The following is a 26,471-nucleotide window of genomic DNA, read 5'->3' on the forward strand; positions in this document are numbered from 1 at the left end:
TGGCGCCAACCCCGATTTATTTACCCTTCCATTCTATTTTTCGATTTTGAGAAAATAAAACGCTAAAATTATTAGTTATCAATCAAATTTTTTGAAAGGTTACGGCCGTGTTCTCGAAGTCTTCGTTAGAAATGCTAGATACTGTTGCTCGTTTAGGCAGTTTTACAGCGGCAGCTGAAGTTCTGCATAAAGTACCCTCTGCGATCAGTTATGGTGTTCGTCAAGTTGAGCAAGAGCTTGATGTCGTTTTATTCCGTCGACTGCCAAGAAAAGTGGAACTGACCCCTGCTGGTGAGTTGTTTATCGAAGAAGCTCGTCTGCTACTCAGACAAATGGCTGAAGTCAAAGCACAAACCCGTCGTGCCGCACATGGCTGGCAGTCAACGTTGAAGCTCACGCTAGATAATGTGGTTAAGTTAGATAAGCTCAAACCTTTGGTTGAAGACTTCTACCGTGAATTTGAGTTTGCAGAGCTGCAAATCAACATGGAGGTATTTAACGGCTCATGGGAAGCCATCGCCCAGGGGCGTGCTGATATTGTCGTTGGAGCAACATCTGCGATACCTGTTGGTGGGGATTTTGAGGTCAAAGATATGGGCGTATTGGATTGGGCATTCGTGATGTCGCCAGCTCACCCTTGTGTCCGCCAGCAAATTCTAACTGAAGAGTTTGTCAGTCAGTTTCCGGCTATTTGTCTTGATGATACATCGAACGTGCTACCAAAGCGTCATACTGGCCACTATCCTAAGCAGCGTCGTTTGCTGTTACCCAATTGGTACAGCGCAATTGAATGCTTGAAGAATGGCGTCGGAGTAGGGTATATGCCTCGTCATATTGCAATGCCGTTGATTCATGAAGGAACACTAGTGGAAAAAGTACTGCAAGATGACATGCCAATCAGTCAGTGCTGCTTGGTATGGCGCAAAGATGACAACCACAAGTTGATTCAGTGGATGGTAGATTACTTAGGTGCATCGAATAAACTGCACCAAGACTGGCTTCAATATTGATAACAAAGCCACTTTCAAGGAAAGTGGCTTTGTTGGTTCTAGGACAAGAAAAACTTATACGATGGGTTGTCTGTTTCGTCTTTGCATTGATAACCAAGTTCGCGCAAATGCGCAGAAAACTGGGCTAAATCGCTTTCATCTAACTCGAAACCACATAAAACGCGTCCGTAGTCCGCGCCGTGGTTACGGTAGTTGAACAAGCTGATATTCCAATGAGTACCGAGTGTGCTTAAGAACTTAAGTAGCGCTCCCGGATACTCTGGAAACTCAAAGCTGTAGAGGCGTTCTTTAAGCGGCTTAGACGGCTTACCACCAATCATGTAGCGCACGTGCAGCTTCGCCATTTCATCGTCAGACAGGTCAACCACAGGGTAGCCACCATCACGTAAATCATGAATGATGTTTTCTAGCTCTTCCTGACCGCCTTGCAAACGCACACCGACAAAGATATTTGCCAGTGCATCATCGTTGTAGCGGTAGTTAAACTCCGTTACGGCACGGCCGCCAATCAAGTTACAGAACTCAAAGAATGCACCTTGACGCTCAGGGATGGTAACGGCAAGCAAACCTTCCCGTTTCTCACCAAGCTCGCAACGCTCAGAAACATAACGCAGACCATGGAAGTTAGTGTTTGCACCAGACAGCACGGTGCCTAGATTTTTGCCTTCGAGTTTGTTTTGCTCAGCAAACTTCTTCAAACCCGCCAGAGCAAGTGCGCCCGAAGGCTCAGCAATGGCGCGAGTGTCCTCAAAGATGTCTTTTACTGCTGCGCAGATTTCATCGCTAGAGACTGCAATATGGCCATCAATGTACTTTTGGCATAGACGGAAAGTCTCTTCGCCAATGCGTTTTACAGCGACGCCATCGGCAAACATGCTGACTTGGTCTAGTACCACTGGCTCACCAGCATCCAATGCTGCTTTGAGGCATGACGAATCTTCTGGCTCAACTGCAATCACTTTGATTTCTGGCATGAGCTGCTTCACAAGCACCGCAACACCTGCAGCCAAACCGCCACCACCGACAGGGACGAAGATGTAATCAAGGTGACCATTTTGCTGCAGCATTTCCATGCCGATGGTGCCTTGACCTGCAATCACCAGTGGATGATCGAACGGTGGGACAAAAGTATAACCGTGCAACTCTGAAAGGCGTTCTGCCTCGGCTTTGGCCTCATCAAAGTTACTGCCGTGCAGCACCACGTTGCCACCGAAACCACGTACTGCATCGACTTTGATGTCTGGCGTAGTTTTTGGCATCACGATAGTGGTCTTAATACCTAGCTTAGTACCAGAAAGCGCCATACCTTGAGCATGATTACCCGCAGAGGCGGCAATCACACCTGCAGCTTTTTGCGCTTCAGATAGGCTTGCTACCATGTTGTATGCACCACGTAATTTGAACGAGTGCACGGGCTGGCGATCTTCGCGCTTGATTTGCACATTGTTACCAATACGCGCAGCAAGGCGAGGCATCTCTTGCAGTGGTGTTACCGTTGCCACTTCGTAAACTGGAGCGCGGAGAATTTGGCGCAGATAGTCTGCGCCAGTTTGTGATGTCAGAGTCATAAGCTAGCCCTCTAGCTTAGATTTGTCTCGTACTGCACCTTTGTCAGCACTGGTCGCCATACTTGCGTACGCTTTGAGTGCAAATGAAACTTCACGTTGGCGGTCTACTGGTTTCCAGCCTAATTCGTCTTGTTTTGCACGGCGCTCAGCAAGTTCTTGTTCAGACACTTGGAGTGAAATTGAACGGTTTGGAATATCAATCGCGATCATATCGCCTTGTTTAACCAGACCAATGGCACCACCGTTTGCTGCTTCAGGAGAGGCGTGACCGATAGACAGGCCAGATGTACCACCAGAGAAACGGCCGTCAGTCAGAAGTGCACACTCTTTACCAAGCCCCATCGATTTTAGGTAAGTGGTTGGGTAAAGCATTTCTTGCATGCCCGGACCACCTTTAGGGCCCTCGTAACGGATAACAACCACATCGCCTGCTTTGACTTTGCCACCCAGGATGCCATCTACGGCGTCTTCTTGGCTTTCAAATACTACGGCAGGGCCTGTGAACTTGTGAATACTCTCATCAACGCCTGCTGTCTTAACGATACAGCCATCCAGTGCGATGTTGCCTGATAGAACCGCTAGGCCACCTTCTTGGCTAAAGGCATTTTCTTTAGTTCGAATACAACCTTCTGCACGGTCGTCATCAAGTCGATCCCAACGGCAGTCTTGTGAGAAAGCTTGAGTGGTACGAATGCCTGCAGGGCCAGCTCGGAAGAACTTAAGTACGTCTTCGTCTTCTGTTTGAATGATGTCGTATTTCGCTAGCTGCTCTTTCATTGAAAGGCCAAGAACGGTGCGAGCTTGGTTGTGCAGTAGACCTGCACGGTCTAGCTCACCAAGAATCGCCATTACGCCACCAGCGCGGTGTACGTCTTCCATGTGATATTTCTGGGTAGATGGTGCCACTTTACATAGGTGTGGTACTTGGCGAGATAGGCGATCGATATCTTCCATATCGAAATCCACTTCGCCTTCTTGCGCTGCAGCTAACAGGTGCAAAATGGTGTTGGTTGAACCACCCATTGCAATATCCAGTGCCATCGCGTTTTCGAACGCATCAAACGTAGCGATGTTGCGTGGCAGTGCTGATTCGTCATCTTGCTCGTAGTAACGACGAGTCAGTTCAACGATACGACGACCTGCATTAAGGAACAGTTGTTCACGGTCAGCGTGCGTTGCCAGCATAGAACCGTTACCTGGTTGAGAAAGACCTAGTGCTTCTGTTAGACAGTTCATTGAGTTTGCGGTGAACATGCCTGAACACGATCCACACGTCGGACATGCGCTGCGTTCGATCTGCTCACTTTGCTCATCAGACACTTTTGGATCCGCGCCTTGGATCATTGCATCAACAAGGTCTAGCTTGATGATCTGATCAGAAAGCTTGGTTTTACCCGCTTCCATTGGACCACCAGAGACAAAGATAACAGGGATGTTAAGACGCATAGATGCCATCAACATTCCCGGAGTGATTTTGTCACAGTTAGAGATACACACCATGGCATCGGCACAGTGTGCGTTGACCATGTACTCCACAGAGTCTGCGATCAATTCACGTGAAGGTAGTGAGTACAGCATACCGCCGTGACCCATTGCGATACCATCATCAACCGCGATGGTATTGAATTCTTTAGCGATGCCGCCGGATTTTTCGATTTCACGTGCTACAAGCTGACCCATGTCTTTTAGGTGTACGTGACCCGGAACAAATTGAGTAAACGAGTTTACGACAGCGATGATTGGCTTACCGAAGTCTTCGTCTTTTACGCCTGTTGCACGCCACAGTGCGCGAGCACCCGCCATGTTACGACCATGTGTGGTGGTAGCTGATCTATATTTTGGCATTTCCTAATCCTTCTTACTTCTGTTCTGGGTACACATAGTCTAACCAGCCCCACTTATCTTCCGTGGTGCCGTTAAATAGGCCAAAGTAGGCCGCTTGTAATTCTTTAGTGATTGGGCCGCGTTTACCGGTGCCCACTTCAATTTTGTCGATGGTTGCTACTGGCACAACTTCGGCTGCGGTACCTGTCATAAAGACTTCATCGGCAAGGTAAAGTGCTTCACGCGCAATATTCGCTTCGCGCACTTCATAACCTTTATCGCGTGCGATGGTCATGATTGAATCACGAGTGATGCCCGGCAAAATTGCACTGGTTGCTGGTGGTGTGGTGATCACGCCGTCTTTGATAACAAAGATGTTTTCACCAGCACCTTCCGATAGATAACCGTCTACGCTCAGTGCGATACCTTCGTCGTAACCGTGACGACGCGCTTCACCACCGACTAGTAGCGAAGATAGGTAGTTACCGCCTGCTTTAGCCGCAGTTGGGATGGTGTTTGGCGCTGCACGGTTCCAGCTTGAAATCATTGCATCAACGCCAGCTTCTAGCGCTTCTTCACCCAAGTAAGAGCCCCAAGGGAAAGCGGCAATGATTAGGTCCATCTCTGTGCCAACAGGTGGGCACACGCCCAAGCCAACATTACCGACAAAACCTAATGGACGAATGTAAGCGCTGTCGAGTTTGTTCTGGCGCAGGGTTTCACGCGTCGCTTCCATGATTTCTTCTACAGAAAACGGGATCGGGAAGCGGTAAATCTTGGCAGAGTCTTTTAAACGTTGTGCATGTTCACGGTGACGGAAGACAATTGGTCCTTTCGGCGTGTTGTAGCAGCGTACGCCTTCAAATACAGAGGTACCGTAGTGCATCGCGTGAGTCAAAACGTGAACGTTCGCCTCTGCCCATGGAACCATCTCACCATTAAACCAAATGAAATCTGCAGTTTTCGTTGCCATTTATTGCCTTCCTTATGCACTCACATGTTGTTGTAAGTTGTGATTTGGGAGCTCATCGCTGCGGATTTTGAGTACCTCAACGGTGCGAATATCCCACAACTTCTCAATTTGATTGACCAAAAACGAGATAGGTCGATCGCTGTCGACGATGATCTCTACGCTGGCTACTTTGCTTTCGTGGTTTTGGGTAGCAGCGACTTGTTTGATCACAAAGCCTCGGTGACGAATCACACGAAGAACGCGCTCCAACAATACCGGTTTATCGTCGGCTTTGATGTCGAGTAAATATCTGTCCATGCGATTGTCTCCTAAGTGTTTTCCAACATATCACTGTTTGATGCACCAGGTGGTACAAGTGGCCACACGTTCTCTTCTTCGTCGATTAAAACGTGAAGCATGTAAGAAGTCTTACTTTCTAGCATCTCTTTGAGAGCCGGTTCGACTTCTTCTTTCTTGGTGATGGTTTTACCCGGGATATCGAACGCTTTTGCTAGCATCACGAAGTCTGGGTTGTCATCAAGAATGGTTTCGCTGTGGCGGCCGTCAAAGAACAATGACTGCCATTGGCGAACCATGCCAAGACGTTGGTTATTAAGAAGGACAATCTTCACTGGAATCTGACGACGCTTCAGCGTGCCCAATTCCTGCACGTTCATCATAAATGAACCGTCACCTGTAATAAGGATAGACTGATCATCAGGACGTGCGACAGCAGCACCCATAGCAGCTGGCAAGCCGAATCCCATGGTGCCAAGACCAGCAGAGGTGATGAAGTTTTGTGGATCACGCGGCTGGATGTGTTGCGCTGCCCACATCTGGTGCTGGCCGACGTCAGTCGACACAATTGAGCTATCAGGCATCATGTCAGACAGCTGTTTAAGCAATAGCGGTGCGTAGATCAATTCGCCTGGATGGTCGTAACGCCATTTGAATCCGCTACGCAGGCTTTCACTGTGATGTACCCAAGGGGTGATGTCTTGAGTCAGCTCTAATTGAGGAAGAATCTTACTGATCTCACCACGAAGTGGTGCATTGGCGTGGCGAAGCTTATGGATTTCAGCTGCATCGATATCGATATGAATCACTTTCGCATGCGGTGCAAACGTGTCGAGCTTACCTGTAACGCGATCATCAAAACGTGCCCCAACTACAATCAAAAGGTCACATTCTTGAACCACTAGGTTTGCGGCTTTGGTGCCATGCATGCCCAACATCCCCAAATAGTGTGGGTCATGACGTTCAATGGTCCCCAAACCTTTTAGCGTGCTTACTGCAGGCATTGGGTTTAAACGTAGGAACTCGCGTACTGAGTCTGTCGCTTTGGCAATTTGCACGCCACCGCCGACGTATAAAACTGGGCGAGTTGAAGCGGCTAGTACTTCTTGAGCGCGCTGGATATCGCCATCACTGACTTGTGGAGCGGTTGGTGGAACAAAAGGAGGCAGAAGTTCTGTGGGTGCTTGAGCAAGCTGAACGTCTTTGGCGATATCAACAATCACCGGACCAGGTCGACCTGTTTTTGCTACTTCGAACGCTTCGGCAAGCGTTGGGGCAAGGTCTTCAATCTCAGTCACTAGATAACTGTGTTTGGTACAGGCTAGAGACATTCCGATCACATCCATTTCTTGGAACGCGTCGGTACCGATATGAGAGCTAGCAACCTGACCTGTGATGGCTACTAGAGGAACGGAGTCTAGGAAGGCATCGGCAAGGCCAGTAACAAGGTTGGTGGCTCCTGGGCCGGAAGTGGCCATACATACGGCAACATCTTGCGTCGCGCGGGCCATCCCGATGGCGGCCATTGCAGCCCCTTGTTCATGACGGCATAAGATGTGTTCTACACCTCCGTCATACAACGCATCGTAGATTGGCATGATGGCTCCACCAGGATACCCAAACACCGTCTCGATGCCTTGCTGTCTTAAAGCGGCTACGACTAGTTCTGCACCGGTCATCGTAAACCTCCTTTGCTACGTTGTGGCTCGTAGCTATCGCCATGTGTTTTGCACTTCATGTGCACTCCCATTCTTCCCGTTAAGCTGTCTAAGGGTTAGACAGATGACAACTTGTAGTTGTAAAAAAACCCCCGGACTTTTCAGTGCGGGGGTTTTTTGTAATTTGTGGTTATCTTTCGCCCACAATACCCCGCGCGGTGCCAATAATGACCACGATAATCAGGGCTAGCAGTGAGTTGATGTGAGCGAATAAGTTCATCTGTCTGTCGTTCTTTTTTCGTTAATAAGTATTGTGTAATGTTCTACGAAAATGTTTGCGTCACTAGTGGTAACACACAAATCTGCTGCATGACAAGCAAAAAGTCATTCTTTTTTCACATTAAGTACCATTCTGGACAGGCTATATAACATATCCATATAAAAAACGTCTGGTTAGATAACGTACAAGAATTTGAGGAAATTATGGGGCTGGCAATCATTCATAGTCGAGCAAGTGTGGGTGTACAAGCGCCGTCGGTAAGCGTGGAAGTCCACATCAGTAATGGGATGCCGGGCTTTACCTTGGTGGGGTTACCTGAGACCACAGTAAAAGAATCCAAAGATCGCGTACGAAGTGCGATCGTCAATTCCAACTTTCAGTTTCCGGCGAAACGAATCACGGTCAATTTGGCTCCTGCGGATTTGCCCAAAGAAGGCGGACGCTTCGATTTGCCGATTGCATTAGGAATTTTGGCCGCTTCAGAACAAATCGCGACAGATAAGCTCAAAAACTACGAATTTGTTGGTGAATTAGCTCTTTCTGGTGGATTGAGAACAGTAAAAGGCGTGCTGCCAGCAGCGTTGGCCGCGAATAAAAAACAGCGTTGTTTAGTGGTGCCTCATGCCAATGGTGATCAGGCCGCACTTGTCGGTAAAGAGTTGCATAAATCTGCCCAATCACTATTGGAAGTTTGTGCAGAGCTTTGTGGTCAACATCAATTGAATTTGTACCAAACGCCCAAGAAGAAAGAACTCAAAGCACACGGTCGTGACTTGCAGGATATCATTGGTCAACAGCAAGGAAAGCGCGCTTTAGAAATTGCGGCAGCTGGCAATCACAACCTGCTTTTCCTTGGCCCTCCAGGTACTGGCAAAACCATGTTGGCTTCTCGATTATGCGATTTGTTACCTGAGATGAGTGATGAAGAAGCGATGGAAACGGCTTCTGTGGCGTCACTGACTCAAAGTGAAATCAATGAACACAACTGGAAGACGCGGCCGTTTCGCGCCCCGCATCATTCCAGCTCAATGGCGGCTTTAGTTGGTGGTGGGTCTGTGCCGAGACCGGGTGAAATCTCTCTAGCGCACAACGGCTTATTGTTTTTGGACGAGATGCCGGAGTTTGATCGTAAGGTGCTCGACTCTTTGCGTGAGCCATTGGAGTCCGGTGAAATTATTATCTCTCGGGCGCAAGGTAAGACGCGTTTTCCTGCTCGGTTCCAAATTGTAGGGGCGCTTAACCCGAGTCCGACAGGGTATTACGAAGGCAACCAAGCTAGAACGAATCCGCAAGCCATCCTGCGTTACCTCGGCCGATTATCAGGCCCACTTCTCGACCGCTTTGATATGTCATTAGAAATTCCCGCATTGCCGAAAGGAACCCTCTCTGAAGGCGGCGATAGAGGAGAACCAACGGCTGTCGTCAAAGAGCGGGTGAATCAAGCGCGTAACAGTATGCTGACTCGCAGTGGTAAGGTGAATGCGTTATTGGGCAGTCGTGAAATTGAAGCCTTCTGCCCGCTGCAAAAAAGCGATGCGGAGTTTTTGGAAAATGCGCTGCATCGCCTTGGATTATCGATTCGTGCTTATCACCGCATCATTAAAGTTGCGCGTACTATTGCCGATCTGGAGGGCTCGCCGCAAATTGAGCGAACGCACCTAGCAGAAGCTTTGGGCTATCGAGCAATGGATAGGTTACTTAAGCAGTTAACTGCGCAAGCTGTTTAAGGGATACTAGAACCGCAGAGAGCAGAGCGACTTACTACGATTCCAACGCTTAGAAGTTGTAGTTCATACCAACTGAAACTAAATATTCTTTCTCATCGTAGAAAGTGATATTCGAATCGGTATTGCTGTAGCCAGCCAGAGAAATGAACGACCAGTTTTGCCAATCAAATACGTATTCGTATGCCGCAAACAGACTCAATGTGTCGTCGTTACGTGTTTTACCAAAGGTATCGCTCGATGATTGGTAGTCTTTCATGGTGTAGCCTGCGGTTAAGGCAAAGCGATGACGATTCATAAATTGGAACCAGCTTAAGTCTAAACCATAAGAATCATATGATTCGGCATCACCAACCGCATCTTGATAAATGTAGGTAAAAGCAGGTTGCAGCATCGACGTACGACTGAGTGGAATGCGGTAATCACCTTTCACGTAGTAGACTTTTGCGTCACGAGCTAAAGTGCGGTCTGTGACTTCATCTTTTTCCACATCTTTGTCTGCGTACGCCAAATCAAGGTTAAAGTTGTCATCTAAGAGGCGCTTGATTTGGAAGCGGTACGCGTTGCCACCTTCATCGGTGGTTTGTCTTGCAGAGCCTGTTTTATATGGGTTACGCCACGTTTCTCCTTTTAAAACGGTGGGAAGGTAAGAGACGTCTAATATCGTGCCTGATGGCAACTGGTACTGATAACCTAATTGGAACGCTAAAGTACCCACTGCAATATCGGCACGGGTAGTACCAATGTATGCTTGCTGGTTAAGCTTGCTACCAAAGGTATAAGCAATATTGCCCAGTGGTGCGGCAATAAAGGAACTGTCACTCTCTGCACTTTCATTGAGAGAGTTGATGGTACTGCTGTTATCAGTATTAAAATGAGATTCTGATGAAACGAAGCCGGCATTGAGCGAAATTTCACCACTAAAACCTGCAGTCTCTGCAAGTTGAGCTTGAGCTGAACTGACGATAAAAGCCAAAGGCAGTATGGCTAGCCTTGGATTCATTCGCTTTCTCCTTATCTGTCGAATGAAAGATGTTATTTGAGCGTTGGTCCAGTTTTACAGTGAAACAAATCTGACCATTCTTACAAATGTTTCAATGTGGCAACGGATTCGTATAATTACACGCTGTTTTATTCTTCACGCGCACTAGTTACTGATTGGTTACCATGTTGGCATATTTGTTACTCATTTTTAACGCTTCTTTTGTGATTATAAATTCTGCGGTTTGTTCCATTGCAATTTGTATCATCGCGATTTTTAAGCTGTTGCTTCCAACTGCGAAGCTCAAAGCCAAAGGCACCGAAGCTGCCAACAAAATGATGTGGGTGTGGGCAACCGTCAATGCTGGCATCCTCGCGCTTTCCAATCGTGTTGAATGGGATGTTCAAGGCGGTGAAAACCTAAAGAAAGATGGCTGGTACCTGCTGATCAGTAATCATCTTAGTTGGACTGATATTGTTGTACTGTGTTGTGTGTTTAAAGATCGCATTCCGATGCCAAAATTTTTTCTAAAGCAGCAGTTACTCTATGTGCCTTTTATAGGAATGGCTTGCTGGGCATTAGATATGCCGTTTATGCGTCGCTACTCTCGAGAGTATTTGATTCGTAACCCACATAAACGCGGTCAAGATCTGCAAACCACGCGCCGCTCGTGCGCTAAATTCAAACATACGCCAACAACCGTAGTGAACTATGTCGAAGGCACTCGCTTTACTGCAGAAAAGCAACGCAAGAGTCGAGCTGGTTACCAATATTTATTGCAGCCTAAGTCTGGCGGCATCGCTTATACATTAGCGGCGATGGGTGAGCAGTTTGAGAATATTATTGATGTGACACTTGCTTACCCTGACAACACAAATCAGCCATTCAAAGACATACTAATGGGGCGCATGACTAAAATAGTAGTGCGCGTGAATGTCTTACCTGTTGATGAGCGTGTATTGGGTGATTACTTCAACGACAAACCATATAAGCGTCAATTCCAACAATGGCTTGGTGATGTGTGGCAAGAGAAAGACCAACTTCTACAAGACATTCACAAATAAAAAGGGGAGCAATAAGCTCCCCTTTTTAATACTGACCTGAATTACTTCAGTGTTAGCAAGTAGTTTACTAGTTCGAAGTACTCGTCCATCGATTTGATGCCTTGTGCTTGAACTAAGTACTTATTGTTGACGATAACCGCTGGAACGCCTGTTAGGCCGCTGTTTTCAAATTGCTTGTCCATACGACGAACCATTGAATCTACCGCAAAACCTTTGAATGCTGCGTCGAATTTCTTCGCGTCTACACCTTCATCTAAGAAGATCTGACGAAGCTCTGCATCGTCACGTGGTGCTTTACGCATATTGTGGATACGGTTAAACATCACTGGCACCATTTTGTCTTCAACTTTAAGTGCAACCATCGTAGCGTAGGCTTTGCTCATTGAAGGACCCATGTTGCCACCCATAAATGACACGTGGTTCTTTTGCAGTTTGACACCTTCAGGTAGCTGCTTTTTAAGTTGCTGGATGATTGGCTCAAACGTATTACAGTGTGGACAGTAGAAAGAGAAGAACTCTGTAACTACAGGTTTTTTTGATGCCTCTAGATCCAGAACTTTATAATATTCACCTTCTTTGAATTGCGCTGCATGTGCCGACAGGCTTAGCATTAGCATAGAAAACAGTGCGAACAGCTTTTTCATTTAAATATCTCCATTTTTAATTGTTCGGCCTGACTTACTATTGAGGCATTAAAGACAGTGGTGCTTCTTCTAAGTTGGCAATCTGCTCTTTAAATGCAAGGACCTGACCTTCCCAGTATTTTGGCTCATTGAACCATGGAAAAGCGAGCGGAAATGCCGGGTCATGCCAACGTTTTGCTAGCCATGCCATATAGTGCACCATTCGTAGACCTCGAAGTGGTTCGATTAGTTTCAATTCTGCCGAGTTAAAATCGCAAAACTCTTGGTAACCTTCTAAAACAATATCCAACTGCATTAGCTTGTCTTGGCGCTCGCCATTGAGCAGCATCCATAAATCTTGTACCGCAGGGCCATTACGTGAGTCATCCAAATCGACAAACATTGGGCCATCGCGCCATAATATATTACCCGGATGGCAATCTCCATGCAGACGAATGGTATTGAAGCCTTCTTGCCAGTGACTTTCAATGGACTTGATCAGCATATCCAAATCATTAAAGAAGCTGTTCTCCAAATGCATCGGAATCATGTTGGCGTTTTGTAGTATCTCTCTTGGCTGATAGAGATACTCTTGCAAGCCAATGGTTGGGCGATGTTGGAATGCTTGGCGGCTACCCACTTTGTGGATACGTCCTAGAAAACGACCGACACCTTCGAGTTGATCTAAGTTGTCGACTTCATATTGACGGCCGCCGACACTCTCAAATAAAGCAAAGCTATAGCCTTGATAGTGATGCAGCGTTTCACCGTTGATGAGTACAGGTGGTGCAACTGGGATTTCGTTATCAATCAACTCGAGCGTAAAGTCGTGCTCTTCTTGAATTTGCTCGTCGCTCCAACGCTCTGGGCGATAGAACTTTACCACGTATCGCTGGCGTTCTTCGTCAGTGAACTGGTAAACGCGGTTTTCATAGCTGTTTAGAGCAAGAAAGCCCGATTCTGCTCGAATGCCGATGCTCTCTAACGCGTACCACATAAAGTCGGGCGTGAGGGCATCAAAGTTAAAAGTACCTTGGGACATATAAATAAAAAGGCTCATTGCTGAGCCTTTTTCCATTGGTCATCGAAGTTATAGCTTCTTGATAAATCGGCTTTCTACTTCAATGGTGAATTCGTTGCTCTTATCGGTGAGTATAAACTGAATTGTTGTGATCGCAGAGTCTAGCTTGTCAGGATCTGCGCCGAGACTCATTGGTAAGTTCAATACCTCACCTGGTTCAACTTGGATGGTTTGTTTGCCATACCAACTAACGTCACTTAACCCTTCTACCTCCAAGTTGTATTCTTTAACTTGTTGGGTCTTGTTGATGACTTTGAGAGTATAGGTGTTTTCCACTTCACCTGAGCTATTCACTCGGAACAGTTGGTTGCGGTCACGAATGACGCTCAACCCAGCTGGGTCAACAGCCGCTATCTGGGCGAAGAACAAACCAATCATCATCAACAACACTGCCCCATAACCAAGCAGTTTAGGTCGCATCACTTTGGTGTGTTTACCTGATAGACGATGCTCCGTGGTGTAGTTGATCAAACCTTTTTCATAACCCATGCGATCCATCGTTTGGTTGCATGCGTCAATACAAGCGCCACAGTTGATGCATTCGTACTGTAATCCATCACGAATATCGATTCCTGTTGGGCATACTTGAACACACAAATCACAGTCGATACAGTCACCTAAACCTAATTGCTTTGGATCGGCCTTACGTGAACGTGGACCACGTTTCTCACCGCGTTTAGTGTCGTAGCCAACGATGAAAGTATCCTTATCAAACATAGCGGATTGAAAGCGTGCGTACGGACACATGTGAAGGCAGACAATAGAACGCATCCAACCAGCATTTGCATAGGTACAAACCGCAAAGAAAAGAACCCAAAAAACCGGCCAGAAGCTGGCGTTAAAGGTGAAAAAGTCTACCACTAGGTGTTTGACTGGAACGAAATAGCCAACAAAAGTAAAGCCAGTGGCAAGCGCAATAGCAAACCAAGCTATGTGCTTGATGGTTTTTCGCATCGCCAGATTCGCAGTGATCTTATTCGAATCTTGTTTGCGGCGCTTATTCGCACTTCCTTCAAGTTTTTCTTCAAACCAAATATACATGAAGGTCCAAACTGTCTGGGGGCATAAGTAACCACACCAAACTCGACCTAAGAAGGTAGTAATAAAGAACAATCCAAACGCGGCAATCATAAACAGCAGCGCAAGTAGGGTCAGGTCTTGTGGATAAAGAGTCGTACCAAAAAAGTTAAACTGTTGGTGGCCAATGTCTAAGAGTATTGCTTGGCGCTCTCCGTATGGAATCCACGGAACCAGTGCAAACAACAGCAACAAAAACCAACCACCATAACGGCGCAACTTTTGGAAGGTGCCTTTGCTTTCTCGTACGTAAATTCGATTATTGGGGTTGAAGCGATCCCCTTTTCCTTTATGGGTCTTTGGGTTAAAGGTTTTTGGAGTCACATCTTTGATATCGATCTTGTCCTGACTCATGTATACATCCTTCTTTAGGCTTTTATAATGTACGGCGACACTTCTATCGATGTCGCTCGATGACATTGCTGCTTTGTTCATGTCATATGTTATGACGGAACATAATTATTTTAGTAAATACTGATGAACGGCGATTATACAATCAATAACAATTCCGTTTCTTTAACGTAGTCAACGTTTAACAACAAAAGTCAGTACAGTTAACCTAATAAATGACTGAACAGTTATAACTAGCTTTTGAACTGTTTGGTTTAGTTATAAAAAAAGCGACTCAAAGGAGTCGCTTAGGAATACTAGGGTGCTGATTCGTTTACTTGATGATGCCACGTGCGCGTAGGATTGCGGTTTTAAAATCATCTTCTTGGTCTTTCTTTAGACCTGGGATCATTTCGTCTTTGCCGCTGTTACGCATTTTAAGGTGGTAGATCAGTACATCGTCGGTTAGATCTTCCAGTTTACCTTCATAGCCCGCTTCATTTGCTAGCTTCATGATGAACTGTAGCAAGTTCATTTCTTGGTCTTTATGCCACTCAGGCTCTAATAGCTCAAGCAACTCTTCAATACGATGACACTTCATTTCTTTCTCCACAGAATTTATAGGTGTTATTTGCTTCTAAAGGTATCAAATTGCATGTCGAACACCAAATAGGAAAAGGCTGGAAAGAAAGAAAAAAGCGCGGTGAGTGCCGCGCTTTTTAATTAAGCTGCTTTAATAACTTTGTTTGGAACACTCGGCATAATCGCTGTTTTCTCAACCAGAGTCATTGCTGGCGCAACTTGTTTTGCCTTAAGCGCAGTAGTGAAACCACTGCGACGGCGCATTGCACTACGATTAGTGTGTGCGAACCTGACTGTTGTTGGGCGCATTTAATTACCTAACTGCCAGGCATATCCATTGCCAATGTAATGGCCTGATGCATTATGAGTTGAGCTTCAACTGCTTGAAGGGTGGCTCTTTTGGCTCTCGCCAATCCAAATAATGAACCAGGAATAATGATATGCATGCATATCATGTATAGGTTAGCACTCCTGCTATAATTGGTCGATACTTGAGCAATTGAAATTGTTCAATTTTGCTATTTTCTTTCGAAGAACTGGGGTGAAAAGTTTGTTTTACCATCATGATCAACAGTAGTATGAGATCTCGACAAAGGAGGTGCGTATGTCATTTTTGAAAAAGACATTGGCGAGTTTTGGAATCGGCAGCGCCAAGGTAGATTCAGTTCTTAATCAGGATGTCCTTTATCCCGGTCAAAGTGTTGATGTATCAATTCATGTCTATGGTGGATCCAGTGATCAGGCGATTGATAACATTGATTTGAAGTTATGCTGTCGATACATCGCAGAAGTCCCTGATGATCGTGGTGCTCGTGAAGGCCATAGCTTACGCCGTCTTCCGCAAACCCATGTGCTAGCGAGTTGGAGCTTACCTTATGCTTTTACCCTACACCCAAGTGAAGAGCGTACTTTTGAAGTAAAACTTGATGTACCTTGGAATACACCAGTCACTATTGGTGATGCCAAAGTCTGGCTAGAGACTGGTTTAGATGTTGCGATGGCTCTCGACCCAACCGACAAAGACATTCTCACAGTTAGGCCCGATCCACTGATGGATGCCATTTTGTCTGCCTTTGAATCGCAAGGTCTGCGCATCCGCCAAGTCGAGTGTGAAGAAGTGAAAGGTTTTGATCTGCCATTTGTACAAGAGTTTGAGATGGTACCAACAGATGGGCCATATCATGGTGTATGGCGCGAGTTAGAATTTGTTGCTCATCGTGACGAGAACACTCTTAAGCTTTGGTTTGAAGTTGACCGAACTCGAAGTGGGGCGAGTGGTATGCTAGCGAGTCTATTAGGTAGCGGTAAACTCAAACGCGAGCTTTGTATCCCAGTGAATACTAAATTGGAAGAAGTCGGTCCGCTGGTTCTTAATTATCTTGAACAAACCACCGCTGCTCACGAACTCTAATTTAAGCTTACACGTGTACGCTTAATGTGCCATACTAGAGCGAATATTCAAACTCTAGTATAGGCACGTTCATGTCTTCACCTCAGAAAGCACAATACAGCCAGGGCGAAGAACTGGCCAACTCCATCACCCATGGTATCGGAATGATTTTCGGTATTGTAGGCTTGGTTTTACTACTGGTTAAAGCGATTGATCATCAAGCGGACACGCTGACCATTACCAGTATGGCAATCTACGGCTCTAGTATGATTGTGCTGTTTCTGGCTTCCACGCTTTATCACGCCATTCCATACCCGAAAGCCAAACGTTGGCTGAAAACCTTCGATCACTGTGCCATCTACCTTTTGATTGCAGGTAGTTACACGCCATTTTTATTGGTGAGTCTGCGTACTCCATTAGCGATTGGGCTGATGATTGTGATTTGGACCATTGCGCTGATTGGCATCATCATGAAAGTCGCGTTTGTCTATCGATTCAAAAAATTATCTTTGATGACGTATCTGGTGATGGGCTGGTTATCGTTGATCGTGATTTATCAGTTGGCGATAAATCTCGATATTGGTGGTCTGACACTATTGGCGGCTGGTGGATTGGTGTATTCAATTGGGGTGATTTTCTACGTTGCTAAGCGGATCCCTTTTAATCACGCAATTTGGCACGGCTTTGTGTTGGCGGGTTGTGTGTGTCACTTCTTCGCGATTTATTACTTTGTCGAGCCTATCTAGCTGATAGAGATAAACCCGACAAAGCATGTCGTATCGTATTAGCGAGTTTTCACTTCTAATACTTCTGCTGAGAACTGGTATTGCTGCGACTGTGGCACTGCCAGTTTGATCGCTTTACCTTGCTCGGCTTGTTGTGGGCGAAGGTAAGTATCAGCGATACGCTTAATGGATTGCCAAACGGTCACGTTCTCTTTCACTAACTGCTTACCAGACGTATCAAATACCTGAACTTCTACTTCTACCTGAATGACTGATTGTGAACTTTGGTTGGTGATAGACGTTGGAAAGATAAGTTCACCGTCTTCGTAGCTTGCAGAACCAATCAAGACATCAACACCCGAATCAGACAGCTGCATGGTTGGCTTCTTCGCGTTTACCACTACTGTAGTTCCGACTTTCTTGTTTACGACGGGAATTGTCGCAATCTCAGGTGCTTTAGTGGTTTGCGTGGTAACCGCTTCTAAGGCAGTTGTCGATGCAGCAACCGCAGACGCTTCTACCGCTTCGACTTTTTCTAGTGTGGTTTCTGTGGTGTTCGGCATTGCCTTTTTCACAACGTATTCCCACGTAAAGTCGTCGTTCAGTTTTACTTCGCGTCCATCCGCCAGTTTCACAACCTCTGCCGCGTAAACCGATGAAGTGGCGAGTAGGGTCGCCAGAGTGATCCATGTTTTCATTGTTATACCTTTTGTTTGAGTCTGTTTAACGGCGCCAAAACGCAGGGAAGAACAGGACAAGAATAGTCAGAATTTCCAGACGGCCCATTAACATACCAAAGCTTAATAACCACTTTGCAGTATCTGGCAGCGGCGCAAAGTTACCTGTTGGGCCAATCACGCTACCCATGCCAGGACCTACGTTTGCGACTGCGGTAATCGAACCAGAAATACTAGTTAGCGGATCAAGGCCGAGTGCGCTTAAGCAGCCTGCAATAAATATGATGGTGATAAAGAACATCAAGCCAAACGCTACGACAGAGCGAACGATATCGTCGTTCACAGGGCGTTGGTTGTAGCGTTGAACGAACACACCAGATGGGTGAATTAGCTTCATGATCTGCTTGTTAAGCAGCGTCATTGCGATCTGAAAACGGAAGATCTTAATTCCGCCTGCGGTTGAGCCTGAACACGCGCCCGCCATCATTAAGAAAGCAAATAACGTGGTAGGTAGGGCGCCCCATGCGGTGAAGTCTTCTAGACCAAAGCCCGTCGTGGTGACGACTGAGACGATGTTAAACATCGACACGCGTAGTGCATCCAAAATGGTGTAGCCATCGCGGATAACTAACCAAGCAGACACAACCAAACTCGAGAACAAAAATAGATAGGCAAAGCCGCGAACCTGCGCATCTTTCACCAATACATCGATACTACGTTTGCGTAATGCGACGACGAAAAGTAGAAATGGCAACCCACCAAGGAACATAAAGGTAGTGGCCACCCAATGAGCACCGTTAGAGAAGTGGTTCATTGAACCATCAGAAGTCGAGTAACCACCCGTCGATAGCGTCGTAAAGGCGTGATTGATCGCTTCAAACAGATTCATGCCTGTCAGCAAGTAGCCAATAATACACAAGCCAGTTAGCATCAAATACACCAATACGATGTTCTTCGCGACGGTTTTCGCTCTCGGGCTGCTTTTATCAGACCAATCAGAAGATTCGGTTTGGAACAGCTTCATACCACCAACGTTAAGCATTGGTAGGATGGCTACCGCCATTACGATAAAGCCAATACCACCCAGCCATTGCAAGATAGAACGCCATAGTAAGATGCTTGGCGCCATGTTGTCTAAACCACTTAACACGGTAGAGCCTGTAGTGGTGATGCCCGACATGGTCTCGAAGTAGGCGTCGGTAAAGCTGATGTGGTTAATGAACACAAATGGTAATGCAGCGAAGGCACTGGCTATGGTCCACACCAAACTGGTGATAAGGAACATATCACGAACACTGAGCTTGAACTTAGCAGTTCGACCGATCGTCAAACAGATGAATGCGGCTAGGTGGGTGATCACTACGGCTTGAGCGAAATCGAGGAATCCGCCTGTACCTGTGAAAAACGCGACCAAAGTCGGCACGTACATAAAAAGGGCTAGTTTGGATAAAACCAGCCCGATAACAAACAGTACGGGACGTAAGTTGACCATAGGAAAATCCTAGAGGAAGAATGGACTCGGCTGGAACAGCGCTTCGACGTCTGGTACATACTTTTTGTCGACCAGGAACATCACGACGTGGTCATCTTGTTCGATGACGGTACGATCGTGTGCGATAAGGACTTCTTCGCCACGAACGATAGCACCAATGGTGGTTCCTGGTGGGAGTTTGATATCGCCAATCGCACGGCCAACCACTTTAGACGTGGTTTCATCACCGTGTGCAACGGCCTCGATGGCTTCTGCAGCGCCACGACGCAGAGAAGATACGTTAACAATATCAGCACGACGAACGTGCGTCAGTAGAGCTGAAATAGTTGCTTGCTGAGGTGAGATCGCTACATCAATCACGCCGCCTTGTACAAGGTCGACATAAGCGCCGCGTTGGATCAATACCATCACTTTCTTCGCGCCCATGCGTTTTGCCAACATCGCTGACATGATGTTGGTTTCATCTTCGTTGGTTAACGCAATGAATACATCTACTTGGTCGATATTTTCTTCGGTCAGCAGTTCTTGATCAGCCGCGTCACCACAGAAAACGATGGTGTTTTCTAGTTGCTCAGACAGCTTCTCTGCACGCTGATAGTTACGCTCGATCAGCTTCACGCTGTAAGTTTGCTCAAGGCGTTTGGCTAAGCTAGCACCGATGTTACCACCACCGACAATCATGATGCGGCGGTAAGGTTTCTCAAGGCGCTGAAGTTCACTCATTACCGAGCGAATGTGGTTACTTGCAGCAACGAAGAACACCTCATCATCAGCTTCAATGATGGTAGTGCCTTGCGGACGAATCGGACGACCTTGACGGAAGATAGCAGCAACACGAGTATCGATATGTGGCATGTGCTCACGCAGGGCAGACAGTGCGTTACCCACCAGAGGGCCACCATAGTAGGCTTTTACTGCTACTAGGCTGACTTTCTGCTCGGCAAAGCTCACCACTTGTAGTGCGCCTGGATATTGGATGAGGCGTTCGATGTAGCTGGTTACCAGCTCTTCTGGTGCGATAAGGTGATCAACAGGAATGGCACCGGATTTAAATAGGGCTTCTTTTTCTGCCAGATATTCTGGAGAACGAATACGTGCAACACGGTTTGGCGTATTGTACAGAGTGAAGGCTACCTGACAGGCCGCCATATTGGTCTCGTCGGTGTTGGTTACCGCAACTAGCATATCTGCATCTTGTGCACCCGCTTCATGAAGTACGTCTGGGTGGCTGGCGTGACCGTTAACCACTCGTAAGTCGTATTTGTCTTGCAACTCACGCAGTCGGTCGCCATTTTTATCGACGATGGTGATGTCGTTATTCTCACCAACTAGGTTTTCCGCCAATGTGCCGCCAACCTGACCTGCACCAAGAATAATGATTTTCATACTCTTTACTCGTTATCTGAAAAAGGCGATTGAATTCACTTCAATCGCCCTATTTAGCATGCTGTTACGCGTGTTTTTTTGTTAGCACTGCGTAGTAGAAACCATCCATATCTTCTTCACCTGGCAGAATCTGACGACCAGGTTGCTTTGGATCGGAGTCCATCAATTGCGCATCAGCAGTACGTGCTAAGAACGCTTTTACTTGTTCCACGTTTTCTTGTGGCGTGATTGAACAAGTTGCGTAAACCATGGTGCCGCCAGGTTTCAGTTGCGTCCACATTGCGTCGAAAATTTCGCTCTGTAGCTCAGCAAGTGCGGCAATATCATCAGCACGACGTAGCCATTTGATGTCTGGGTGGCGACGAATTACCCCCGTCGCAGAACATGGTGCATCTAACAAGATGCGATCAAATTGTTCGCCCAGCCACCATTCTTGAGGATTACGCGCATCGCCGCAAACCACTTTTGCCTGAAGGTTGAGACGCTTCAGGTTTTCGTGCACACGTTTAAGACGCGTGTCATCGCAGTCGATGGCAACCACTTCGCTGCCAGACGTACGCTCAAGAATGTGCGCTGTCTTACCGCCCGGTGCTGCACAGCAGTCTAGGATTAGCTCGCCATCTTTTGGTTCAAGGTAGTTAATCGACAGCTGTGCCGCCGCATCTTGCACCGATACCCAACCTTTTTCAAAGCCCGGTAGTTTCATTACATCGCATGGCGCCGCCAATTTTAGGGCGTCCATTGCTTGTGAGTGTGGCGTGCTATCAATGTTTTCATTTTTGAGTAGCGCAAGGTAGTCATCACGAGTGTGGTGCTGGTGGTTTACACGCAGCCACATTGGCGCTTTCTGGTTGTTGGCTTCAACAATGCTTTCCCACTGCTCTGGGTAAGCTTCTTGAAGCAGTTTAAGTAACCAGCTTGGGTGGCCGTACTTACCCGCATTGTTGCTGACCGCCATTTGGTCTAGCTCTTCTTGGTTGCGCTGATAGTTACGTAATACGGCGTTAATAAGACCACGCAAGCGGGGGCCTTTCAGCTCTTTAGTACCTTCAACCGTTTCACCCACTGCAGCGTGCGCAGGAATACGCATGAAGCTCAATTGGTAAATACCAACCAAAATCAGGTGATGGAAAACACGTTGTTTGCCTTTTAGCGGCTTATCCATCAACTGGTTTGCAATCATTTCTAGGCGAGGGAGGTAACGTAGAGCACCGTAACAGATCTCTTGTAGAAGAGCGTGGTCACGTGGTCGTACGTTTTGTTGAGCCGCTGGAAGAGCGCTTGAAAGTGAGTGGCCCTTGTCGACGACAAGATACAAGACGTTGGCAGCCGCAGCGCGAACATTCATGATGAGTACCTTAAAGTAAAGGAGGGCATCTCTGCCCTCTAAAAGTTCGTATTATTGGTGTGTGACACTATTGCCTGGTTTTTAAACCAGTTGAGTGCCAACTTCAAACCAAGATGCACGTGAGTTCAGAATATCTTGAACTGACATGGCTTTTTTACCCGGAACTTGCAGTTGTTCCAGCACCAATACGCCGTTGCCTGTCACAACATAGATACCGGTCTTATCTGCTTGCACGATGGTGCCCGCAGGTTTGTCGCTGGTTTGCTCTGCAACACGGCTTTGCCATACCTTGATGCTGTTTTCAGCGGCTTCAAAGTGGCTCATTGGCCATGGGTTGAATGCGCGAACGCAGCGTTCAATGTGTGCCGCGTCATCATTCCAATCGATGCGTGCTTCTTCTTTGCTTAGCTTCTTCGCGTAGTTTGCTAGCTCGTCATCTTGCTTCACTGGCTCAGCTTTGCCAGCGGCGATATCCGCTAGACAGTCGATCAGGGCATCTGGGCCTAAGCCAGCCAGTTTCTCGTACATCGACGCACTGGTGTCACTTGCTTCAATCGGCAATGTCGCGATTTTTAGCATGTCACCCGTGTCCAGACCGATATCCATCTGCATGATGGTCACGCCAGTTTCTGCATCACCTGCCCAGATTGAACGTTGGATAGGTGCAGCACCACGCCAGCGAGGAAGAATCGAACCGTGTACGTTGATACAACCTAGTTTAGGTGTGTCTAGTACAACTTGTGGAAGTAATAAGCCGTACGCAACAACTACCATGATGTCGGCGTTCAGATCGGCAAGCTCTTGCTTTGCTTCGTCTGATTTGAAGTTTTCTGGTTGGTATACCGGAATGTCGTGCTCAAGCGCGATGGTTTTTACTGGGCTTGCAGTAAGTTTCTTACCACGACCCGCTGGGCGGTCTGGTTGAGTGTAAACCGCAATTACTTCGTGCTCCGAAGACAACAACGCCGCCAAGTGACGGGCGGCGAAATCCGGAGTACCTGCAAAGACAATACGTAAAGACTGACTCAAGGTAGGCTTCCTTCTAATTAAATTGTATCGAGATTAAGCGCTTTGCTGTTTCTCGTTAAAGCGTTTGATTTTTGCTAGCTTGTCTTGAATACGTTTACGCTTCAGTGGCGATAGGTAATCCACGAACAGTTTGCCCATTAGGTGGTCCAGTTCGTGTTGAACACAGATTGCTAGCAGATCGTCGGCTTCAAAGGAGTATTCTTTGCCATCGCGATCTAGCGCTTTAACCGTAACTTCAGCAGCGCGAGGAACAAGTGCACGTGCACCTGGTACCGATAGACAGCCTTCTTCGATGCCATCTTCGCCACGCTTTTCTAGAATCTCAGGGTTGATAAGCACCATAGGCTCATCACGAGTTTCAGAGATATCAATCACTACGATACGTTTGTGGATATCAACTTGTGTTGCAGCCAAGCCAATACCTTCTTCGTCGTACATGGTTTCAATCATGTCATCGACGATTTTTTGAATCTCAGGTGTCACCTCTTCTACAGGTTTTGCAACGGTACGCAGGCGATCATCTGGGAATGTTAATACTTGTAATACAGACATATTCACTCGAAATATTGAACTGTGCCGTAACAGCACAAACCTTGTTGGCTCAATTCTAGACATTTTATGACCTAAATGACAGCATCCCGATACCAATTTCCATCCCGATAACTGCCAAACAGACCAAGGAACAGGGTCATGAATCGAATTTTCTGCAGTGTTTCTCGTATTATGTTGCCGTTATTTTTCTCTTTCGGCGCTGCAGCAAACACGGACTTTCAACTGCTTACCGTCAAAGATGATGCGCCCAAAACTTACATTGTGGTCAAAGGTGACACGCTTTGGGATATTTCAGCAATGTATCTGGATAGCCCTTGGTTGTGGCCTCGTCTATGGCAGGTAAACCCAGAAATTGATAACCCACATCTGATTTACCCTGGCGATAAGTTGTCGTTAGTGTGGATTAATGGCCAGCCAGTTTTAAGCTTAAAACCGGTCAAAAAGCTCAGCCCAAAAGCCCGTATCACGGAAAAGAAAGCGGTACCGACTGTGGCGGAAGGGTTGGTGATGCCATATCTGAAGTCTGATCGTTTAGTTGATGATGAGACACTAGATAATGCAGCGAAAGTGATGGGTAGCAGCAAAGGCAATAAGTTCCTTACTGCAGAAGACACGCTGTACATCAGTGGTGAGCAAACTTTGACTGGGTGGGCCATCTATCGACCGGTGGAGACCTTTTCACGCGAGGATGTATCACAAAAAATTACGGCTCTGCGTTTGATTGCGAAAGGGGAGCTTGTTGAAGCATCCAGTGAGTTTTCTGGTTTGAAGATCACCACGCAACTGCAAGAGATTATCCGTAATGATATTGCTTTGCCGGTACAAGCGTTAGATAACGGCGACTTCACGGCGACGTTCTATCCTCTTCCATCCCCACAAGGCACCTCTGCCAAACTATTGGGTAACATTGAAGGTATTCGTTATAGCTCGACCAACCAAGTGGTGGTGATTGATAAAGGTACATCGGATGAACTTCGCCAAGGCAGCGTGTTTGATTTAAAAGAGGACGCGCATCCAGTATTCAAGAGTGGAGACGATTTTGCTAAAGACAACGGTGTACTCGATACTGAGATTACTTTGCCGCAAAGCAAAGTGGGTGAGTTACTTGTGATTCGCCCTTATGAATATTTCAGCCTTGCTTTGATTACTAATAGCACCAAGCCAATCAACAAAGAGGTATCTGTGGTTTCTCCTCTGGCTGAGGAATCAACCACTAATGAAACCACACAATGATACTGATCTCGCTGCCTGGTTAAAGCTTAGCTGTTTACCGGGCATTGGTGGGGTCAAGATGAATAAGTTGCTCAGTAAAGATACGCCGAGCAATATTGTCCAATACTCGACAGAGCAGCTTCAGCTTTTAGGTTTAACGGCAAAACAATTGCAAGCGTGGTCGCAGGTCGATAAAGAAGTCGATGCTTGTCTGGCTTGGGTTGCTGCATCTTCTCATCATCATATTCTTACTTTGGCGGATGCTTTGTATCCGCCACTCCTTAAACAAACGGTCGCACCGCCTCCTTTACTCTTTGTAAAAGGAGAGGCGAGCTGTTTGTCTCAACCTCAAATAGCCATGGTTGGCAGCCGTAATGCCAGTGTGGATGGGCTACAACATGCAAGAACTTTTGCATCTGATTTGGTGCAACACGATCTGATCGTCACCAGTGGCTTAGCATTGGGTATTGATGGTCATGCTCATGATGGTGCGCTGTTGGCTGGAGGTAAAACCATCGCAGTGCTCGGCTCGGGATTAGAACAAGTATACCCAGTAAGACACCGAGGTTTGGCGCAGCGAGTGACCGAAAATGGAGCGCTTGTTTCAGAGTTTCGTCCAGATGCTAAACCTCGCGCAGAAAACTTTCCACGGCGCAATCGAATCATCAGTGGCTTGTCGCTGGGTGTGTTAGTGGTAGAAGCGGCTGAAAAAAGTGGCTCCTTGATTACGGCGCGTTATGCTTTAGAACAAGGTCGAGAAGTTTTCGCTCTGCCAGCTTCGATTAATGCACCCAACGCCAGTGGCGGTAATCAATTGATTCGTAACGGGGCTTGTCTCGTACAAAATACTCAAGAGGTGCTGAATGAAATACAGTCTTTGCTCGACTGGTCTATTAATCAGAGCTTAGATTTATTTTCTGCGCCAATTGATGAAGAAGAATTGCCATTTCCTCAGCTGTTAGCTAACGTAGGAAATGAGGCTACACCAGTTGATATTCTTGCAAGCAGGACCAATATACCTGTCCAAGAAGTCATGATGCAGCTCTTAGAGCTTGAGCTTTCAGGGCATGTTGTTGCAGTATCCGGTGGCTATATTCGAAAGGGGAGGGGCTAGCTATGATGATGGATATACTTATGTATCTATTCGAAACCTACATCCATAGCGATGCAGAGTTACAGGTCGAACAAGACGAGTTGGAAGATGAATTGCTTCGTGCAGGCTTCCAGCAAAAAGACATCTACAAAGCCCTTGTCTGGTTAGAAGAGCTGGCGGCATTGCAACAAAGCGATGAACATTCAGCCATTTCAACCTGCATTGCATCGGCATCGACACGTATCTATACCGCATCTGAGATGCAGCGACTAGACCTCGAATGTCGTGGTTTTTTGTTGTTCCTAGAGCAAATCAATGTTCTGACCACAGAAACGCGTGAGATGGTCATCGACCGTGTGATGGGGCTTGAAACCAATGAGTTTGAGCTTGAGGACCTTAAATGGATCATCCTTATGGTGCTGTTTAATGTTCCAGGCAACGAAAACGCCTACACGCTGATGGAAGAGCTGCTGTACACCAAGGAACAAGGTATTCTTCATTAATATCTTCGTTTG

Annotated in this window: 25 protein-coding genes; 8 read left to right on the forward strand and 17 right to left on the reverse strand. The window is 46.8% G+C overall.

Annotation, left to right across the window (positions count from 1 at the left end; genetic code table 11):
- Positions 1-107: 107 nt before the first annotated feature.
- Complete coding sequence (punR, locus tag BSZ04_RS23740; protein ID WP_010444705.1) at positions 108-1,010, forward strand: DNA-binding transcriptional activator PunR; 903 nt, start codon at positions 108-110, stop codon at positions 1,008-1,010.
- Between the two features lie 38 nt (positions 1,011-1,048).
- On the opposite strand, the gene ilvA is transcribed toward punR, so the two are convergent.
- Genes ilvA through ilvG form a run of 5 tightly spaced genes read right to left on the reverse strand, consistent with a single transcriptional unit; the run spans position 1,049 to position 7,330 of the window.
- A complete protein-coding gene (gene ilvA, locus BSZ04_RS23745; RefSeq protein ID WP_010444704.1) occupies positions 1,049-2,578 on the reverse strand; it encodes a threonine ammonia-lyase, biosynthetic in 1,530 nt (509 codons plus the stop codon).
- Positions 2,579-2,581: 3 nt separating this feature from the next.
- The gene (gene ilvD, locus BSZ04_RS23750; protein WP_010444703.1) at positions 2,582-4,423 is read right to left on the reverse strand and encodes a dihydroxy-acid dehydratase; all 1,842 of its coding nucleotides are present in this window, start codon (positions 4,421-4,423) and stop codon (positions 2,582-2,584) included.
- 13 nt (positions 4,424-4,436) lie between these two features.
- Complete coding sequence (gene ilvE, locus BSZ04_RS23755) at positions 4,437-5,375, reverse strand: branched-chain-amino-acid transaminase (RefSeq protein ID WP_005429790.1); 939 nt, start codon at positions 5,373-5,375, stop codon at positions 4,437-4,439.
- Positions 5,376-5,387: 12 nt separating this feature from the next.
- Entirely contained in the window at positions 5,388-5,672 is a 285-nt protein-coding gene (ilvM, locus tag BSZ04_RS23760) for an acetolactate synthase 2 small subunit (protein ID WP_005429819.1), read from the reverse strand.
- An 11-nt stretch (positions 5,673-5,683) separates the two neighbouring features.
- Positions 5,684-7,330, reverse strand: a complete 1,647-nt coding sequence (ilvG, locus tag BSZ04_RS23765; RefSeq protein ID WP_088881519.1) for an acetolactate synthase 2 catalytic subunit — start codon at positions 7,328-7,330, stop codon at positions 5,684-5,686.
- A gap of 462 nt (positions 7,331-7,792) precedes the next feature.
- On the opposite strand from ilvG, the gene BSZ04_RS23770 reads away from it, so the two are divergent.
- The gene (locus BSZ04_RS23770; protein WP_071236256.1) at positions 7,793-9,316 is read left to right on the forward strand and encodes a YifB family Mg chelatase-like AAA ATPase; all 1,524 of its coding nucleotides are present in this window, start codon (positions 7,793-7,795) and stop codon (positions 9,314-9,316) included.
- Between the two features lie 49 nt (positions 9,317-9,365).
- Here BSZ04_RS23770 and BSZ04_RS23775 read toward each other — a convergent pair whose 3' ends face one another.
- Complete coding sequence (locus BSZ04_RS23775) at positions 9,366-10,316, reverse strand: DUF2860 domain-containing protein (protein ID WP_088881520.1); 951 nt, start codon at positions 10,314-10,316, stop codon at positions 9,366-9,368.
- Positions 10,317-10,480: 164 nt separating this feature from the next.
- Here BSZ04_RS23775 and BSZ04_RS23780 point away from each other — a divergent pair, with 164 nt between their 5' ends.
- Positions 10,481-11,359, forward strand: coding sequence for an acyltransferase (locus BSZ04_RS23780; protein ID WP_071236254.1), 879 nt, complete (start codon positions 10,481-10,483; stop codon positions 11,357-11,359).
- A 41-nt stretch (positions 11,360-11,400) separates the two neighbouring features.
- Here BSZ04_RS23780 and BSZ04_RS23785 read toward each other — a convergent pair whose 3' ends face one another.
- The 5 genes from BSZ04_RS23785 to BSZ04_RS25115 all read right to left on the reverse strand — a co-directional run bounded on the left by BSZ04_RS23785 (position 11,401) and on the right by BSZ04_RS25115 (position 15,361).
- The gene (locus BSZ04_RS23785; protein ID WP_071236253.1) at positions 11,401-12,003 is read right to left on the reverse strand and encodes a thiol:disulfide interchange protein DsbA/DsbL; all 603 of its coding nucleotides are present in this window, start codon (positions 12,001-12,003) and stop codon (positions 11,401-11,403) included.
- A gap of 37 nt (positions 12,004-12,040) precedes the next feature.
- Positions 12,041-13,024, reverse strand: a complete 984-nt coding sequence (locus BSZ04_RS23790) for a serine/threonine protein kinase (protein ID WP_088881653.1) — start codon at positions 13,022-13,024, stop codon at positions 12,041-12,043.
- A 48-nt stretch (positions 13,025-13,072) separates the two neighbouring features.
- Entirely contained in the window at positions 13,073-14,494 is a 1,422-nt protein-coding gene (gene ccoG, locus BSZ04_RS23795) for a cytochrome c oxidase accessory protein CcoG (protein ID WP_071236252.1), read from the reverse strand.
- A gap of 310 nt (positions 14,495-14,804) precedes the next feature.
- Complete coding sequence (locus tag BSZ04_RS23800) at positions 14,805-15,071, reverse strand: YihD family protein (protein WP_005429763.1); 267 nt, start codon at positions 15,069-15,071, stop codon at positions 14,805-14,807.
- A 122-nt stretch (positions 15,072-15,193) separates the two neighbouring features.
- Positions 15,194-15,361, reverse strand: coding sequence for a hypothetical protein (locus BSZ04_RS25115; RefSeq protein WP_010444690.1), 168 nt, complete (start codon positions 15,359-15,361; stop codon positions 15,194-15,196).
- A 295-nt stretch (positions 15,362-15,656) separates the two neighbouring features.
- On the opposite strand from BSZ04_RS25115, the gene BSZ04_RS23810 reads away from it, so the two are divergent.
- Together BSZ04_RS23810 and trhA are read left to right on the forward strand one after the other, a co-directional pair.
- Positions 15,657-16,463, forward strand: a complete 807-nt coding sequence (locus BSZ04_RS23810; protein WP_010444688.1) for a sporulation protein — start codon at positions 15,657-15,659, stop codon at positions 16,461-16,463.
- Between the two features lie 71 nt (positions 16,464-16,534).
- Complete coding sequence (gene trhA, locus BSZ04_RS23815) at positions 16,535-17,188, forward strand: PAQR family membrane homeostasis protein TrhA (protein WP_010444687.1); 654 nt, start codon at positions 16,535-16,537, stop codon at positions 17,186-17,188.
- 38 nt (positions 17,189-17,226) lie between these two features.
- Here trhA and BSZ04_RS23820 read toward each other — a convergent pair whose 3' ends face one another.
- The 6 genes from BSZ04_RS23820 to def form a co-directional block, all read right to left on the reverse strand.
- A complete protein-coding gene (locus tag BSZ04_RS23820; RefSeq protein WP_010444686.1) occupies positions 17,227-17,865 on the reverse strand; it encodes a DUF3157 family protein in 639 nt (212 codons plus the stop codon).
- A 25-nt stretch (positions 17,866-17,890) separates the two neighbouring features.
- Positions 17,891-19,336 carry a TrkH family potassium uptake protein gene (locus tag BSZ04_RS23825; RefSeq protein WP_088881521.1) on the reverse strand — a complete coding sequence of 482 codons (1,446 nt, stop codon included), beginning with the start codon at positions 19,334-19,336 and terminating at the stop codon, positions 17,891-17,893.
- Positions 19,337-19,345: 9 nt separating this feature from the next.
- A complete protein-coding gene (trkA, locus tag BSZ04_RS23830) occupies positions 19,346-20,722 on the reverse strand; it encodes a Trk system potassium transporter TrkA (protein ID WP_010444684.1) in 1,377 nt (458 codons plus the stop codon).
- A gap of 64 nt (positions 20,723-20,786) precedes the next feature.
- Positions 20,787-22,070 (reverse strand): 16S rRNA (cytosine(967)-C(5))-methyltransferase RsmB, encoded by a 1,284-nt coding sequence (rsmB, locus tag BSZ04_RS23835; protein WP_088881522.1) that lies wholly within the window; start codon positions 22,068-22,070, stop codon positions 20,787-20,789.
- Between the two features lie 81 nt (positions 22,071-22,151).
- Entirely contained in the window at positions 22,152-23,099 is a 948-nt protein-coding gene (fmt, locus tag BSZ04_RS23840; protein WP_038882824.1) for a methionyl-tRNA formyltransferase, read from the reverse strand.
- A gap of 33 nt (positions 23,100-23,132) precedes the next feature.
- On the reverse strand, positions 23,133-23,651 hold the full coding sequence (gene def / locus BSZ04_RS23845) for a peptide deformylase (protein WP_038882825.1): 519 nt from the start codon (positions 23,649-23,651) through the stop codon (positions 23,133-23,135).
- Between the two features lie 138 nt (positions 23,652-23,789).
- Here def and BSZ04_RS23850 point away from each other — a divergent pair, with 138 nt between their 5' ends.
- From BSZ04_RS23850 to BSZ04_RS23860, 3 genes are read left to right on the forward strand one after another with little or no spacing between them, the layout of a single operon-like run.
- Positions 23,790-24,884 carry a LysM peptidoglycan-binding domain-containing protein gene (locus tag BSZ04_RS23850; RefSeq protein WP_088881523.1) on the forward strand — a complete coding sequence of 365 codons (1,095 nt, stop codon included), beginning with the start codon at positions 23,790-23,792 and terminating at the stop codon, positions 24,882-24,884.
- A complete protein-coding gene (gene dprA / locus BSZ04_RS23855; RefSeq protein WP_088881524.1) occupies positions 24,868-25,977 on the forward strand; it encodes a DNA-processing protein DprA in 1,110 nt (369 codons plus the stop codon). The genes BSZ04_RS23850 and dprA overlap by 17 nt, the downstream gene beginning before the upstream one ends.
- A 2-nt stretch (positions 25,978-25,979) precedes the next feature.
- Positions 25,980-26,459: a DUF494 family protein gene (locus tag BSZ04_RS23860; RefSeq protein ID WP_005429833.1), complete on the forward strand. Its 480-nt coding sequence runs from the start codon at positions 25,980-25,982 to the stop codon at positions 26,457-26,459.
- The last annotated feature ends 12 nt before the right edge of the window (positions 26,460-26,471 follow it).

It is taken from the genome of Vibrio rotiferianus, assembly GCF_002214395.1.
In the GTDB taxonomy this organism is placed as follows: domain Bacteria; phylum Pseudomonadota; class Gammaproteobacteria; order Enterobacterales; family Vibrionaceae; genus Vibrio; species Vibrio rotiferianus.